The sequence below is a fragment of the Saprospiraceae bacterium genome (genome assembly GCA_016712145.1).
Lineage (GTDB): Bacteria > Bacteroidota > Bacteroidia > Chitinophagales > Saprospiraceae > Vicinibacter.
Genome location: JADJRO010000001.1, coordinates 1,986,873 through 2,001,656 on the forward strand (window position 1 = coordinate 1,986,873; position 14,784 = coordinate 2,001,656).

Below are 14,784 nucleotides of genomic sequence, written 5' to 3' on the forward strand. Positions count from 1 at the left end.
TTGATCGTTTTACACTAGCAATTTTAAATTGAATTTTGGAAACTACTTTACATTTTTCAGATTATAAATTATGCAAGCTTTTTGCTTGTGTTTGTATAGTGATCTTTTGCTGCACTCAAGTTGGATTTACTCAGGTTCAAAATACCAATGACATCTTTCTTCAAAATGGATCTTTTGAGGGAATTCCTAAATGTTGTGAACCCCCGAATGGATGGATTGATTGTGGATTTAAAGGGGAAACCCCACCCGATGTGCAACCTGCTCTGGATGATAAAAATCAACCCTTCTTTAGCGTTACGAAATCAGCTTTTCATGGAAATACCTATCTCGGGATGGTGGTCCGTGAAAATGATACCTACGAACGCGTATCTCAGCGATTGATAAAACCCCTACTTAAAGGGACTTGCTATTCTTTTAGCATCATGCTGTGCAGATCGAGTACGTATCTGAGTGCTTCCAATAAAAATGAGCCCACCAATTTAAAACAATATACAACTCCGGTGATTTTAAGAATTTGGGGGGGTGAAGCATTTTGCAATCAGAAACAATTGTTGGCTGAATCTCCTTTAATTGATAATACAGACTGGAAAAAGTTTGAATTTGAATTGGAAGCAAAATACGATTTACAGTATCTTGAATTGGAAGCCTTTTACAAAACACCTGTACTGTTTCCATACAATGGAAATATTTTGTTGGATAATGCGTCTCATTTAACGGTCATACCCTGTCCAACAGATCCGGCATATGATAAATACAAAAAAGAACGCGACGCGACGAAATCAAAAAATACGGTAACGGTTGCAAAGCCCAAAGAAAACGCTAAAACTAAAACCACCAATGGAAACGGGACGACCGCCAAACCAAAAGAACGTATTTTAAAATACCTGGATAATAGCAAATTGAGTGTTGGTCAAGTAATGAAAATCGAAAAATTGTATTTTGAAACGGATTCAGCCAGATTTAAGTCCGAATCAAATACTGTACTGGATGAATTATACGAATACCTCAATAAAAATAAAAAAATCCGGATTGAAATTGGGGGCCATACCAATAATAAATGCGCTGAAAAATATTGTGAACGCTTATCCTTGTTACGTGCGGAAGCAGTAAAAGAATATCTGGTAACAAAAGGCATTGATACCAAACGAATTAATTGCAAAGGATATGGTGGAAAAAATCCGGTTGCATCCAATTCAACAAAAGAAGGTCGGGCATTAAATCAACGCGTAGAGATTAAGATCCTGAGTATCGCAGGCTAAGCGGCTCTTTTGACAATTGGTCGCGGCTTAACTAATTTTACACCCATGTTGCAAACTGAAGGCATCGTTTTTCGCACAACCCGCTTCCGCGAAAGCAGCCTGATCATGGATATCTATACTGCTGAAAAAGGATTGCAATGTTTTATTGCCAATGGGGTTTTTTCAAAATCAAATCAACGATTGGCTTCCTTATTTCAGTTGATGAATGTATTAGATCTCTTGGTTTATTACAATGAACAAAAAGAAATTCATCGAATTAAAGAAGTGAGTCCTGCGATACTTTATCAACGCATCCCATTTGATATAAAACGTTCTGCCATTGGCACTTTTATCCTTGAGGTTTGTCGAAAATCAATCAGCGGACACCAAACCAATCCAGAATTATTTCAATTTATTAAAAATTGTTATCAGCAATTGGATTATGAGCAGCAAATAAGTCCTCAATTTGCTATCGATTTTTTATTGGATTTATCATCTTTTCTGGGATTTAGTCCATTAGATAATTATTCTGAAACTGCAAATTCTTTAGATTTATTAAATGGTTCATTTTGTCCATTTGAGTTATCCAACAAATATGCTGTGAATCCTGAAGACAGCCAGTTACTTTTTTTATTAATCCAAAAAAAGACAGGTACTGACTCCTTCAAAACCTTAGAACAACGAAGACGCATCCTTGATTTATTATTGTTCTATTTTAAGTTACATTTAGAACATTTTAAAGATATAAAATCGATTGAAGTTTTTAAAGGGATCTTTTAATTGGAATGTATTTAACTCACAAACTAAACCAGAGCAATTGCAAACGATGTTGACACCACAAAAAATTCAATACAAGCGTGGCAATTATACAAATGCTGAATTAATAGATTTATATAATGCCCTCCTTTACCCACGACTCATCGAAGAAAAAATGTTGCTTCTTTTGCGTCAAGGCAGGATTTCCAAATGGTTTTCGGGAATTGGCCAGGAAGCCATTTCAGTTGGATGCACTGAAGCCCTGGATCAGGATGAATTAATATTCCCACTGCATCGCAATCTTGGCGTATTTACTTCAAGAAAAATGCCTTTAGATCGATTATTTGCTCAGTGGCAGGGAAAATCTCAGGGTTATACCAAAGGTCGCGATCGCTCGTTCCATTTTGGAAATTTGGACTATGGCATTGTGGGTATGATTTCACATCTGGGTCCGCAACTCACTTTAGCCAATGGTGCTGCTTTGGCATCCCTTTTAAAAAAAGAGCAAAAACTGAGTGTCGCATTTACCGGAGAAGGTGGAACCAGTGAGGGTGATTTTCACGAAGCACTCAATGTGGCTTCTGTATGGTCACTTCCTGTAATTTTTATCATTGAAAACAATGGCTACGGTTTATCCACACCAACCTGTGAGCAATACGCTTGTAAACGATTAGCAGATCGCGCCATTGGATATGGAATGGAAGGAATTACCATCGATGGGAATAACATTCTTGAGGTACATACTACCATCAACAAATTAGCAAAAAGCATCCGGGAACATCCAAGACCGGTGTTGGTGGAATGCATGACTTTTCGGATGCGTGGACATGAAGAAGCCAGTGGTGTAAAATATGTTCCGAAACAATTATTGGAAGCATGGGCAGAAAAAGATCCAATCACCAATTATGAAAACTGGTTAGTTCAAGAACAGATTATTCAAGCGGAAGAAGTTACACACATTCGATCTCAATTAAAAAAACAAATTCAGGAGGAAGTCGAAAAAGTATTTGAATGGCCAGATGATCCGGTCGTATTGGAAGATGAATTGGCGGATGTTTACAAAGCATTTGACTTTAAAGAACTTTTACCACCGAAAGATGCCGCTGTAAAAAACATTCGTTTTATTGATGCCATACGCGAAGGATTGCAACAAGCCATGCGAAGACATCCTGATTTGGTGTTGATGGGCCAAGACATTGCTGAATATGGGGGTGTTTTTAAAATAACCGAAGGTTTTCTAACAGAATTTGGAAACCACCGCGTGCGCAATACACCCATTTGTGAAAGCGCGATCCTCGGTGCTGCGTTGGGCCTAAGTCTTAAAGGCATCAAATCAATGGTGGAAATGCAATTTGCAGACTTTGTAAGCAGTGGATTCAATCAGGTAGTAAACAATCTGGCAAAAATTCATTACCGATGGGGTCAACAAGCAGCTATTGTAATTCGGATGCCTTGCGGAGCAGCAACTCAAGCCGGTCCGTTTCATTCACAAACCAATGAAGCCTGGTTTGCCCATACAGCCGGATTAAAAATTGTGTACCCTTCCAACCCCTATGATGCAAAAGGACTTTTAATTAGTGCATTTGAAGATCCCAATCCAGTCTTGTTTTTTGAACACAAAGCCCTGTACCGCGCTGTTAATGGACTTGTCCCGGATGCTTATTACAACATTCCTTTGGGTAAAGCTCGACTTGTACATACAGGCAATTCAATGACCATTATAAGTTATGGCCTGGGCATTCAATGGGCGCAGGAATTGTTACAAAAAGAATCTTTTGATGCCGATTTAATTGATTTGCGAAGTTTGGTTCCTTTAGACTACGATACCATACGGGAAAGTGTTTTAAAAACAGGAAAAGTGTGTATTCTACAAGAGGATAATCTGTTTTGTTCTATTGGTTCAGAAATTGCAGCCTGGATTCAGGAAAATTGTTTTGAAGCATTGGATGCGCCTATACAGCGTTGTGCATCCTTGGACACACCCATCCCGTTTGTAAAGCGTCTGGAGGATCAATACCTGGCTGTTACCCGATTAGAAGAAAAACTTAGATATTTGCAAGCTTATTAAATGAATGTATGGTACAAATAGATCAGATTATTGCAGTTGGAAGTAAAGTTGGATTATTCAAACTCGTTGCATCACGTTCGAATGGATTGATTCTGGAAGATTTACTGACTCACAAAACGAATTTTTATTCATCCCGAAGCTTTCAATTTTCACCATTGGAATCCATTGGAATTTATACCCTGTCCGATAACATTCCTTTAAAAGATGTATATACCCGTTTTTTAGAAAAAGAAAACGAATTGACTCCACCGGATGAAAACGCTTCAAATGAGGATTACAAAACATATTTTGAAACCATCTTACCAGAATACGATCGCTACCGTGTGCATCTTAAAGACATGCAGAAATGTCTTAAATGGTATTATCAGTTAAAAGCATTGGGATTTATAAAAACAGATGAACCCTTGATCGATTCAAGCATTGAACCTTCTGTTGCTTAGTTGAAATTGCATGTATAAACAAAAAAAAGTGGTGGTGGTATTGCCGGCATACAATGCGGCTCTTACCTTAAAAAGAACATTGGATGAAATTCCAATGGATTTGGTGGATGAATTAATCCTTTGTGATGATGCAAGCAAAGACAGCACCTTTGAATTGGCAAAAGAATTGGGAATTCAACATTGCATTCGCCATGAAAACAATCTGGGTTATGGAGGCAATCAAAAAACACTTTATTCAAAAGCACTTGAAATTGGCGCAGACATCATTATCATGTTGCATCCCGATTACCAATACACTCCAAAATTAATTCCAAGCATGGTTAATATTATTGGAGAAGGACTTTATCCGGTCGTTTTAGGATCCAGAATATTAGGCAAAGGCGCATTAAAAGGGGGTATGCCCTATTACAAATATTTATTCAATCGGTTTTTAACTTTGGTACAGAACTGGATGGTTGATTATAAATTATCGGAATATCATACAGGCTATCGTGCTTTTTCAAGAACGGTATTAGAGCAAATTTCATTTGCAAAAAACTCCAACGATTTTGTATTTGACAATCAAATGTTATCACAAATCATCTATAAAAAATTTGCTATTGCTGAAATTAGTTGTCCAACCAAATATTTTGATGAAGCTTCTTCAATAAATTTTAAACGGAGTGTTACATATGGGATGGGTGTTTTAGGGGTAAGTCTAAAACATTTTCTTCAGCGAAAAGGAATTATGAGATTTGAAATTTATTCTTGATGAAAGGAATTTCACTCCAAGATCACTGAAGAGGAATGCGGAGGAGGAGGAGATTAGCTCTGTATTTCTTTGTGCGTATATTCTTTGTGTGCTTTGCGTTATAGGATTTTCACGCAGAGACGCAAAAAATGCAGTGTTCTTGCTATCAACTGACAACCAACAACTATCAACCAAGATATTTCACACTAAGATCAAAGAGGTGGAACACGGAGGAAGAGGAGATTAACTTCGATTTTATCGTGTGTTTTGTGATAAGAGATTTTCAACCGTTTAAAGCCTACCCAAACTATTTCGGGATGTTAGCGAATTAAAATGCCTTTCAAAATAATTTGATACACATCGTTTAAATTTTTTTGCAAAATTTTATCCACTTTTTTAGGAGTGTTATATCTCCAACGGAGTGCTGCCAATAAAATTTGCAAAATTAAATCCGGATCTGTATCTATAAATTTATTCTCGTCGATTCCTTTTTTAAGAATAATGAGTATTCTTGACTCAAACTGGTTGCGCAATTTTTTATACAATTCCAGATTTTTATCTGAAAGATGTTTATATTCTGTATGTACGATTTGAAATGCGTCCCAATGATCTACCTGGTATTTAAGATAAAAACGGATAAACGTTTCTAAGCGTGCCATGCTGGTGCGACGCGTCATTACAATTTCGTCTACTTGCGAATTCATGTGTTGCAATAGATTCAAGCAAATAGCCGCTAAAATTTCTTCTTTTGATTTAAAATGATTGTATAAACTGGCAGCTTCGATTCCGACAGCTGAAGCGATTTCTCGCATCGTTGCCGTACCAAATCCCTTGTTATAAAACAGGACTTCTGCTTGCAGTAAAATTTGATTTTTAGTCATAAAAAACGCAGGTCTCTTGAATCTGGTTAAAGCTTAAAAATACAACCATAATATTTTCAGTACTCGCCCTCAAAAAAAAATCGCGTACAAAAATAATCTGCACACGATTCTTCATTTATTCTTTAAGGAAATTCTATTTCATTTTTGCAATATGGTGCATTAAGCTGCTCTTGATATTGGCAGCTTTATTTTTATGCCAAGTATTCTTTTTAGCCAGTTTGTCAATCATTCGAGCAACTTTAGGCATATAAGCCAAGGCAGTGGATTTATCAGAAAACTCCCTCAACTTCTTAATTGCGGTACGAGTAGTCTTTTTGAAATAGCGGTTTGCGATTCTGCGGACAATATTTTGACGCATTCTTTTTAAAGCCGACTGATGATTTGCCATATACTTAATTTAAAAAAGGAATGCAAAGATAAAACGCATACTTGGTTTAAATAAATTTTTAACAATTAATTGAAAATTACAATTAAAAAATTTATTGTCAGCATATTATATATTAAATAAAATTATAATTACTTCATTTTTGCCATTTTCATCAGCACCCAGGTCTCTAAAATGGTAAATAAAAGATAGGAGGAAATGAGGGGTAAGACCAATTCACGAGGCTTGATACCCAGTACTTTAACTAATAATAACCAACATGGAGAGGAATACAATTTTCAAGCTAATGCTCACCATGAATACCCGAGTGAATAAAAAAGGATTTGTGGAGCGCACGGCACGTTCTGATATTTGAAAAATCAGGCTGGTAAAAAAAACAAAAAAACCAATGATTCCAAAGCTGGCATTTGCAACCAAGTCCGAAATATCTGTTTTGGGTGCATATAAACTAATAAACAGACAGGCTACCGCGGTAAGCACCAAAAATGAATAAAACTTTAAGACACTCATTTGTCCATCCTTTTAAGGTCATAATTTAACCAAACCATAAAAGCGATTAGCATAAACATACTACACAATGCGGTTAAAATGGGCTTTTCTAATTGCAGTTTTCGATCGAGAACGCTACCAAACCAGGCCGCAAGCCCCATTGAAACAAACAATTGTGTGGCAAGACCCGAATATTTTAGGATCTTATTACTCTTCAGGTCATATTTAGCCATCTGTTTGGGAGGCTTACATTTTAATCATATCCGGTTTTACCTGCGGCATCGGATTGACTTTTGCAGAAGTAGATCCCATTTTACTGGTCACATTAAATTTAGCTCCGGGGCTAACTGCCAATTTATCTGTATTAATTTCTCCATCTACGATCGCGGTCTCTTTCACTTGCAGTAAATCTTCAATTTGTACGATCCCTTTAAACCGACCTTCAATGGTTGCATTCTGAGCTTTAATTTCTCCTTCAATACTACCTTTCGGACCAATGATGACTTTCCCTTTACATACTAAAATACCCTTTAGAAATCCATCAATTCGAATATCACTTTCTGCTGTAATGGTCCCTTCGACCTGGGTCCCTACGACCAGACTGTTTAAAGCTCCTTGTGGCAAGGGCCCTACAGATGATTTAGTTGCTTCATTTGAAGCGTTTTTACTCCCAAACATATCCATTGTTTTTGGTGGGTAACAAAAATACGATTTAATTAAATAAATGAACGGAAAAATGGAGGAGCAGTCTATAGTCTATAGTCTATAGTTAAATAAATACTTCCATCTTAGGATGGTTCATTATTGCGAGAGTGAAATTAACTTGAAGCAATCTGCTTTAAGTTGTTAAGCCAGATTCTTTTCTAGAAATTCGGACAATAGATTCCACGGCGTTCTGGACCGCAGATATTGTATATAAAAGACAATTCGAAAGAATTATTTCCGGCATTGGCTTTTTTCAACGACGACGTGTTGATATCGTAACTCAGTCCGAAACCATACTTGCTGTAATCAAAGCGGGATGACAGAATGAGTGCATCCATATGAATCCCTGATGAATTGTCGGTTTTGTATTTGTTGGCCAGACGTGCCCAAAGTCCTAATTGGAAGGTGGCTTCATTGGTACGGCTGTTACCAGATCCAAAACGGAAACTGGTACCTCCATTTAATTCAAAGGAGGGTCCCTGAAAAAAGGCTACCATTCCAGGTACGATCGCATTGCGGCGATTCAATCTGAATACACCACCCCCGTGAACGGTTAATTTTGAATATAAAGGAGCAGGTACATATCCATTGTTGGGAATGTCTGTAATGTTGTTTTGTAAAGGTTCATTTAAATGACTATAGGCACCACCAATATAAAAGTTATTGTATTTGTCTAATACGGAAAACCACAATGCACCTACAGAAACGTCTGCAAATAAAAAGCTTGGATCAAAAACTGCCGGATCTTTTTGACCGTTTGGATCTACACCATTTGAAGTTATCTGTGTACCCCAAATTGCATTGTGGAATTTAACGCCTCGTTGATTTAAACCAGCTTCGGCACCAAAAACCAAATAATTAGAGGAGGTTCTTGAACCAGACATCCGTTTACTATAGGAACCTGAAAGTTTAAATTGAAGGGTACTAAAATCCAATGAACCCGCTTTATCTCCCCAAAATGTGCCTCCAAATCCAAAATAATCATAACGACCTACAGGAATTTTTTGATCGAATGACATGTTATAGGTATTGAAAGAATTTGCAAATCCAATTACTGGAGCCCACTGGTTCCGGTAATTTGCAACAAACCGCATCTTACAATTCATAACCCCCGTTAAAGCAGGATTTAAATTGGTCGGTGACATATAAAACTGAGAAAAATGAATGTCTTGTGCCTGGATTCCCCAGCTCAAAACGATTGAGAAAAGAATAGCTAAACGCTTCATGCCTACTACTTTATAAGTGCATAAATTTATGACCTTTCCCTCAAATAATATTCCCATTTGCTTAAAATTTAACAAATATTAAAAAAAACAATGTTTAATCGCTTAATCCACACGAGTAATAGCTCCAAAATTCTTTATCAGTAAATCATCATATGCATTGGCTTTTTCAAATAAATACTGAAAAATCTGACTGCCTAATTCAGGTTTGAACGAGTGATCAAAAATTTGCAATGAAAGAATGATGTCCTGATTCTGAATACTAAAACATAGACCCTCTAACTGACTATTCTGCTGCAAGAGGTACACGTAAATTTCCTTAATATTTTCCTTAGGCAGCGAACAAATATAAGCATCTCCTGCAATCATTCCAGTATCTTCATGATACGAGAGTAATATTTTTGCAGAACCGTGTTCGATTTCCCAATTATAGGGGCCTCTTCGAGTTAAGTTTACATCGTAGTTGAGTGCTTTTAATGCATCTTCTATCTCTAGTTTGATCCCTTTTGGTTGATAATCTTCAATTTGGGAGATCATCTGAATTTTCGAACCACAAAAAGGGCAGTATTTTTTTTCAGGATTGGGTTCAAATACAATATTGGCACATGAAATACACCGGACCCCTGATTTATCTCCACCTGCTTTAAATTCATCCAATGCTTGTTTAAGATATCTGGCTGGCAATGAGAATCCGATACTTTGACCATTTTGAATAATAAAGGTATTAACTCCCAATATTTCACCGGCATCATTTACCAAAGGTCCCCCACTGTTACCTGGATTTAATGCAGCATCGTGCTGGATATAATATAAATCATCTTGCTGGTGGCTGGAATTTGAAATAATCCCCTGAGTCGCGGTGTATTTTAAGCCGAATGGATGTCCGACAGCAATGACGGGATCTCCTTCTCTAAAATCCTCTTGATCATGTAATTTGACACTCATCCAAGGATTCGCTTTAGGACCTTGTACAAAGGCCAAATCAAATTTTGGATCCAAATATCGGACGGAACTCAAAACACGTTGAACGCCTTTGCCTTCAACAACCACATCTTTGTTGTTTCGGACCACATGTTCATTGGTTATTATTAAATCATACTCCTTGAGGTAAAATCCGGTTCCAATTGAAAATGGAGTCGCAATTTGTATAACCACACCTTTATATTGTTCGATCAGTGCTCTCATGTAAGGGGCAGTTCTTTAATAAATACCAAAAATTCTTTTAGAAATAGATTGGGTGTTGAATCTTTAAACTTTGCTTTAGGTAATTCATCTGAAAATGCATTCGGAAATTTATCCAGAATCGTTTCTATTTCATCATTGATTTCATTATAATTTAGGGTGCGTTCATTTTTCCAATAGTTCATCGGAAATCCGAGCGACTTAAAATACGAATCAAATGAAATTTCAAAATAAAGATGAAATAAACTTCGGACCGGTTCAGGCATTGCAAAATTGTACATGCAATATCCAGCAATGTAATTACAAATTGCAAGGCAAATCCCTTCGTGTTTGTTTTCTTCATACCATTTTATGGCTTGAAGCTCGGCCTCAATAAATTGAGCTATGGTTGGTTGTTTTACCGGACTGGTAATTCCAAAACTGGCAATGGCTTCGTACAATTCTTTTGCCAGATCTTCATCTTTCATCTCAAGGATTTCTTTCAATCCCGTTTCAAGAATAGACACTTTTAATTCAGTGTTTTCCGGAGCTGTTTCAAAATAACGAATGTGCATGGAACCTAATATATCCATCAGTTTGCCTTCTGGTTTCACTAAATAATCCAGATCATAGACTACGGCTAAATAGACATAGGTCAAGGCCCCTTGAAATCGCCTCGGATTAAGGGTTCCCAATACATTTGGTTCAAATACTTTTTGGATCTGAGCACGGATGAATTGAATTTTAATGGCTATAATTTCCGGACTCAAAGTTTTTATATGATGATTCTGAATGGGCTCCAAATATTCAAATTCATCCAACAGAATATCATCGTCCTTATCTGCCTGTAAAGCCAATTCTTTCAATCCGTAATACAATTTATAAGGCGAAGCATCCGCAAGCAAACTATCAAATATCAAACATAAATTATCGTCTGCATCTAAAGCAAATCGTGCATAGTTTAATCGAAAATTATGTTCCACCGCTTTTCGTAAAAATCCTACATTGAGTTCTTTACAATGGGCTACCAGGCAAACTGCTTTAAAAATCCGCTCATCATACGTACAATGAATCTGCTTCGATCCCTGATATAAAATAAATTTGCCCTCCTGTTCAATTATTATGTTATCCCCTGACTGGTTTTTTAAATACTGCAAAAGATGTTTAATAGCTTCTCTGCAGTTTTGTTCTTCAAATAACTTTAAGCTGGCATCCCATTCTGCATATTGTTCTTTTGATTTGTAGGCATCTGAAAACCGGCCGAAAGAAATTTCAGGCGCTGCAATTTGTTGTCTTGATAAAATTTTATCCCAGAATCCCATAGAATTTTTAAGCGGCTCAAAGGTACTAATCCATCTTCTTTAATTTGGAATAAAAATTCTACAAAAGCTTAAACTCATTTAAATTTGCACTCTTTATGTACACTAAAACGACGTTTCCGTTTTTCGAGAGTGCGTTTAAAATTCGACACAATGATTTGATTTATAGTTGTGGCAGTTGCTTTGCAAGTGAATTAGGCGATCAACTGGATTCACTCCGATTCAAAATCATAAGACATCCATATGGAATTGTTTACAATCCGCTTAGCATTGCACAACAATTTGATAAATTGCTTGCTCAAAATTTTTATACAGAATCAGATCTTATCGTTCAGAATGGACTTTTCCATTCAATGGAACACCATGGTTCGTTTTCATCGCCCCATAAAAATCATGTTCTTGACCAATTGAATCGTTGTTCTGAAGAAGCGTATGAACAATTAAAAAATTGTCGTTTTCTGGTCCTGACACTAGGTTCCTCTTTTTATTATCGATTAAATTCTAATCAGCATGTCGTTGCAAATTGTCATAAGCTACCATCCAATTTATTTATCAAAAAACTTGCAAGCCTCGAAGAGATCTATAAACGATTACACCAAGTCATTGAACGTATATTAATATTTAATCCTTCGCTACAGATTTTATTAAGCGTAAGTCCGGTGCGTTATTTAAAAGATGGATTTATTCAAAATCAACGCAGCAAATCTAGGTTATTGCTGGTATGCGAACAATTATGCAATCAATTTGAAAGTTGTGAATACATTCCAAGCTATGAAATTTTTATGGATGACTTGCGGGATTATCGATATGTAAAAGACGACTTAGTTCATCCGAATCAAATGGCAATTGATTACATCTTCAATTATTTTGAACAAGCTTATTTTAATCAGGACACAAGGGTATTGGTAGCTAAAATTAAAAAGTGGAATCAACTTTCCAATCACAGGGTCTTGCATGCAGAGTCCGAGTCATATGCCAAGTACTGTTTGCAATTGGAACAGCTGCAAGCAGAAATAGAACTTGAAATTGCACATATAAGCTGAAACATCAAAACTATAGAAGCTGTAAAATCCCCAGACTCATTGGAAGGAGGTTTTGATTCTAACAATGCATAATATCCCTTTGAAGGGCTTTGGGGTTTAGAATTGCTGGATAGACAAATTAATTTCCTTAAATGCAATAGAATATTATTCAATATTCATATTGGTCTATTGCTTTATTTTATGCCTATTTAAAAATTCATTTTATTCTAAAGAGTATTTAGATGAATGGAAACTCATAAAATACAAAGTCCACGGAAAATTAGTTTTAATTACCGTGGACTTTATTTTATTTTATGTTAATTAAATTAGATCATTCAGTTTTAGTTTGAACAGCTGTGCGATAGAGTATAAATGCAAGCGCTGCAAAAAACAGAACGCCTAAAATTTGATAGCCTCCTTCGCCGATTGCACCTGTCAAACTATGTTCCAACGAGATTGCATTTATTTTGGCAGCAAACCCTTCGTTTACATTTAATAAGGCGACGATGACTCCTGCCAGCGCGCCTCCTGCTACCAGACCGGTTGCAAACAAGGAGCCTTTACCCAATTCGTCATCCTCAGATTCTTGATTCTTTTTCTTGTTGTACCAATCAACGACTCCTTTGACTGCACCACCAATGAAAATCGGCAAGGTAGTAGCCAAAGGCAAATAGGCTCCCACAGCAAATGACAGTGCTTTAATACCACATAACTCCATCACAATTGCGAGAAAAACACCAGCAATTACAAATTGCCAATCGAGATTAAAAGATAAAATTCCTTTGATCAAAGTAGCCATCAAGGTTGCTTGAGGTGCATTGTATTTTTCTCCAATTGCATGTTGAATGCCTTGAGAAATCATGGTTGAATCCGGGGTGTCCAATAATTTAACAGTCCATCCGATGACGATCGAAGAAAAGACAGCCCCTATAAACAATGCCAATTGTTGATACCTTGGAGTTGCCCCAATGATGTATCCAGTTTTTAAATCCTGGGATGTAGCTCCTGCATTGGCTGCAGCAATACAGATCATACCACCCACTACCAAAGCCATGGGTTCGTATATTTTGCCACTCCAGCCGACACCGATAAACACCAGACAGGTTGCCATAATCGTCGCAATGGTCATCCCCGAAATCGGATTGTTTGATGAACCAATAATTCCAACAATCCTGGATGATACCGTGACGAAAAATGCTCCAAATATGACGACCAGTAAGCCTACCAATAATTTAGAAACAAAGCCCTGGCCAGGAATTATTGGGAGCAATGCCACCATTAGAATTAAACCTAAACTACCAAACAAAACCACTTTAATATTGAGATCTTTTTCAGTCCGTATGACACTTGATCCGGCTCCTTCTTTTACAGCACCCATAGAATCTTTAAAAGAACTCACAATGGTAGGGATCGTTTTAATCAAGGTGATAAAACCACCTGCTGCTACTGCACCGGCACCGATCTGTCTTATATAGACCCGGTAGATAGCCTCAGCAGAATTCGTAAACGTGTGGCTGGCTTCATCCCAGCCAAATCGAACTGGATTAAATCCTAATTTGAGCACTTGTTGATAAATAATATCCCCAGGAACGAGTGTAGCCAATAAAGGAATGAGAACAAAAGAACTCAATACACCACCGGCAACCAATACGCCTGAAATTTTAGGTCCGATGATGTAACCGACCCCTAGATATTCTGGTGTGATTTCACCATGAATTCTACCTGCAGGCCAGTATTTATTAGTCAATCCGGTAACATAAGTAGGGACTTCAGCGATCAGGTGTAAGACTTTTTGCAACATAGCATACAGGATGGAAATTCCCAATCCCATAAACGCCGTTCTTGCAAAATCACCGCCTTTTTCACCGGCTACCAATACGCTGGCACAGGCGGTGCCTTCCGGATACGGAAGACTTCCATGTTCTTTGACAATCAGAGAGCGTCTTAAAGGAATCATCATGAGCGTACCGAGAATACCTCCCAATACTGCCAATGTGAAAATCGTCCAATAATTGAATGAGCTAATCCCATCACTTTCAGCTGAAAGAAATAAAAATCCGGGCAGCGTAAATACTACACCGGCTGCAATTGATTCCCCAGCAGAACCTGTAGTTTGAATAATATTATTTTCAAGAATGGTCGTCTTAAAAAAACGCCTTCCCAATGAAATTGCTAATACTGCTATTGGAATTGATGCCGATACAGTCAATCCTGCTTTTAATGCAAGATAAACGGTTGCAGCTCCAAACAGAATTCCAAAAAAGATTCCAAGTAAAATTGCTTTTATTGAAAACTCTGCAATGTTTGTAATCTCCGGTGAGATATACGGTTTAAACTCTTTGTGTGGTGAACCTTCCATATAATTCG

Annotated in this window: 14 protein-coding genes; 6 read left to right on the plus strand and 8 right to left on the minus strand. The window is 37.2% G+C overall.

The window, feature by feature from the left end:
- The first annotated feature begins 35 nt into the window (after positions 1-35).
- Genes IPK91_08405 through IPK91_08425 form a run of 5 tightly spaced genes read left to right on the plus strand, consistent with a single transcriptional unit; the run spans position 36 to position 5,253 of the window.
- Positions 36-1,259 (plus strand): OmpA family protein, encoded by a 1,224-nt coding sequence (locus IPK91_08405; protein MBK8297279.1) that lies wholly within the window; start codon positions 36-38, stop codon positions 1,257-1,259.
- A 45-nt stretch (positions 1,260-1,304) separates the two neighbouring features.
- Complete coding sequence (gene recO / locus IPK91_08410; protein ID MBK8297280.1) at positions 1,305-2,018, plus strand: DNA repair protein RecO; 714 nt, start codon at positions 1,305-1,307, stop codon at positions 2,016-2,018.
- A 46-nt stretch (positions 2,019-2,064) separates the two neighbouring features.
- Complete coding sequence (locus IPK91_08415; protein ID MBK8297281.1) at positions 2,065-4,062, plus strand: dehydrogenase E1 component subunit alpha/beta; 1,998 nt, start codon at positions 2,065-2,067, stop codon at positions 4,060-4,062.
- Between the two features lie 8 nt (positions 4,063-4,070).
- Positions 4,071-4,502, plus strand: a complete 432-nt coding sequence (locus IPK91_08420; GenBank protein MBK8297282.1) for a DUF5606 domain-containing protein — start codon at positions 4,071-4,073, stop codon at positions 4,500-4,502.
- Positions 4,503-4,512: 10 nt separating this feature from the next.
- Complete coding sequence (locus IPK91_08425) at positions 4,513-5,253, plus strand: glycosyltransferase family 2 protein (GenBank protein ID MBK8297283.1); 741 nt, start codon at positions 4,513-4,515, stop codon at positions 5,251-5,253.
- 299 nt (positions 5,254-5,552) lie between these two features.
- Here the strand turns inward: IPK91_08425 and IPK91_08430 are convergent, their stop codons facing one another.
- The 7 genes from IPK91_08430 to IPK91_08460 form a co-directional block, all read right to left on the minus strand.
- Positions 5,553-6,113 carry a TetR/AcrR family transcriptional regulator gene (locus IPK91_08430; protein MBK8297284.1) on the minus strand — a complete coding sequence of 187 codons (561 nt, stop codon included), beginning with the start codon at positions 6,111-6,113 and terminating at the stop codon, positions 5,553-5,555.
- A 133-nt stretch (positions 6,114-6,246) separates the two neighbouring features.
- Positions 6,247-6,501 carry a 30S ribosomal protein S20 gene (locus tag IPK91_08435; GenBank protein ID MBK8297285.1) on the minus strand — a complete coding sequence of 85 codons (255 nt, stop codon included), beginning with the start codon at positions 6,499-6,501 and terminating at the stop codon, positions 6,247-6,249.
- Positions 6,502-6,738: 237 nt separating this feature from the next.
- Positions 6,739-7,008, minus strand: a complete 270-nt coding sequence (locus IPK91_08440; GenBank protein ID MBK8297286.1) for a hypothetical protein — start codon at positions 7,006-7,008, stop codon at positions 6,739-6,741.
- A gap of 225 nt (positions 7,009-7,233) precedes the next feature.
- Complete coding sequence (locus IPK91_08445; protein MBK8297287.1) at positions 7,234-7,665, minus strand: polymer-forming cytoskeletal protein; 432 nt, start codon at positions 7,663-7,665, stop codon at positions 7,234-7,236.
- 185 nt (positions 7,666-7,850) lie between these two features.
- Positions 7,851-8,918, minus strand: a complete 1,068-nt coding sequence (locus tag IPK91_08450) for a PorP/SprF family type IX secretion system membrane protein (GenBank protein ID MBK8297288.1) — start codon at positions 8,916-8,918, stop codon at positions 7,851-7,853.
- Between the two features lie 102 nt (positions 8,919-9,020).
- Positions 9,021-10,100 (minus strand): trypsin-like peptidase domain-containing protein, encoded by a 1,080-nt coding sequence (locus tag IPK91_08455; GenBank protein ID MBK8297289.1) that lies wholly within the window; start codon positions 10,098-10,100, stop codon positions 9,021-9,023.
- Complete coding sequence (locus tag IPK91_08460) at positions 10,097-11,398, minus strand: hypothetical protein (GenBank protein ID MBK8297290.1); 1,302 nt, start codon at positions 11,396-11,398, stop codon at positions 10,097-10,099. The genes IPK91_08455 and IPK91_08460 overlap by 4 nt, the downstream gene beginning before the upstream one ends.
- A 95-nt stretch (positions 11,399-11,493) precedes the next feature.
- Between IPK91_08460 and IPK91_08465 the strand changes: the two genes are divergently transcribed.
- The gene (locus IPK91_08465) at positions 11,494-12,438 is read left to right on the plus strand and encodes a GSCFA domain-containing protein (protein MBK8297291.1); all 945 of its coding nucleotides are present in this window, start codon (positions 11,494-11,496) and stop codon (positions 12,436-12,438) included.
- Between the two features lie 310 nt (positions 12,439-12,748).
- Here IPK91_08465 and IPK91_08470 read toward each other — a convergent pair whose 3' ends face one another.
- Complete coding sequence (locus IPK91_08470; protein ID MBK8297292.1) at positions 12,749-14,776, minus strand: oligopeptide transporter, OPT family; 2,028 nt, start codon at positions 14,774-14,776, stop codon at positions 12,749-12,751.
- Positions 14,777-14,784 lie beyond the last annotated feature (8 nt).

Excerpts from the sequence above, each read along its gene's own strand:
- recO (MBK8297280.1), top strand. The coding sequence starts at position 1,305 with ATGTTGCAAACTGAAGGCATCGTTTTTCGCACAACCCGCTTCCGCGAA.
- IPK91_08415 (MBK8297281.1), top strand. The coding sequence starts at position 2,065 with ATGTTGACACCACAAAAAATTCAATACAAGCGTGGCAATTATACAAAT.
- IPK91_08420 (MBK8297282.1), top strand. The coding sequence starts at position 4,071 with ATGGTACAAATAGATCAGATTATTGCAGTTGGAAGTAAAGTTGGATTA.
- IPK91_08425 (MBK8297283.1), top strand. The coding sequence starts at position 4,513 with ATGTATAAACAAAAAAAAGTGGTGGTGGTATTGCCGGCATACAATGCG.
- IPK91_08430 (MBK8297284.1), bottom strand. The coding sequence starts at position 6,113 with ATGACTAAAAATCAAATTTTACTGCAAGCAGAAGTCCTGTTTTATAAC.
- IPK91_08435 (MBK8297285.1), bottom strand. The coding sequence starts at position 6,501 with ATGGCAAATCATCAGTCGGCTTTAAAAAGAATGCGTCAAAATATTGTC.
- IPK91_08440 (MBK8297286.1), bottom strand. The coding sequence starts at position 7,008 with ATGAGTGTCTTAAAGTTTTATTCATTTTTGGTGCTTACCGCGGTAGCC.
- IPK91_08445 (MBK8297287.1), bottom strand. The coding sequence starts at position 7,665 with ATGTTTGGGAGTAAAAACGCTTCAAATGAAGCAACTAAATCATCTGTA.
- IPK91_08450 (MBK8297288.1), bottom strand. The coding sequence starts at position 8,918 with ATGAAGCGTTTAGCTATTCTTTTCTCAATCGTTTTGAGCTGGGGAATC.
- IPK91_08455 (MBK8297289.1), bottom strand. The coding sequence starts at position 10,100 with ATGAGAGCACTGATCGAACAATATAAAGGTGTGGTTATACAAATTGCG.
- IPK91_08460 (MBK8297290.1), bottom strand. The coding sequence starts at position 11,398 with ATGGGATTCTGGGATAAAATTTTATCAAGACAACAAATTGCAGCGCCT.
- IPK91_08465 (MBK8297291.1), top strand. The coding sequence starts at position 11,494 with ATGTACACTAAAACGACGTTTCCGTTTTTCGAGAGTGCGTTTAAAATT.
- IPK91_08470 (MBK8297292.1), bottom strand. The coding sequence starts at position 14,776 with ATGGAAGGTTCACCACACAAAGAGTTTAAACCGTATATCTCACCGGAG.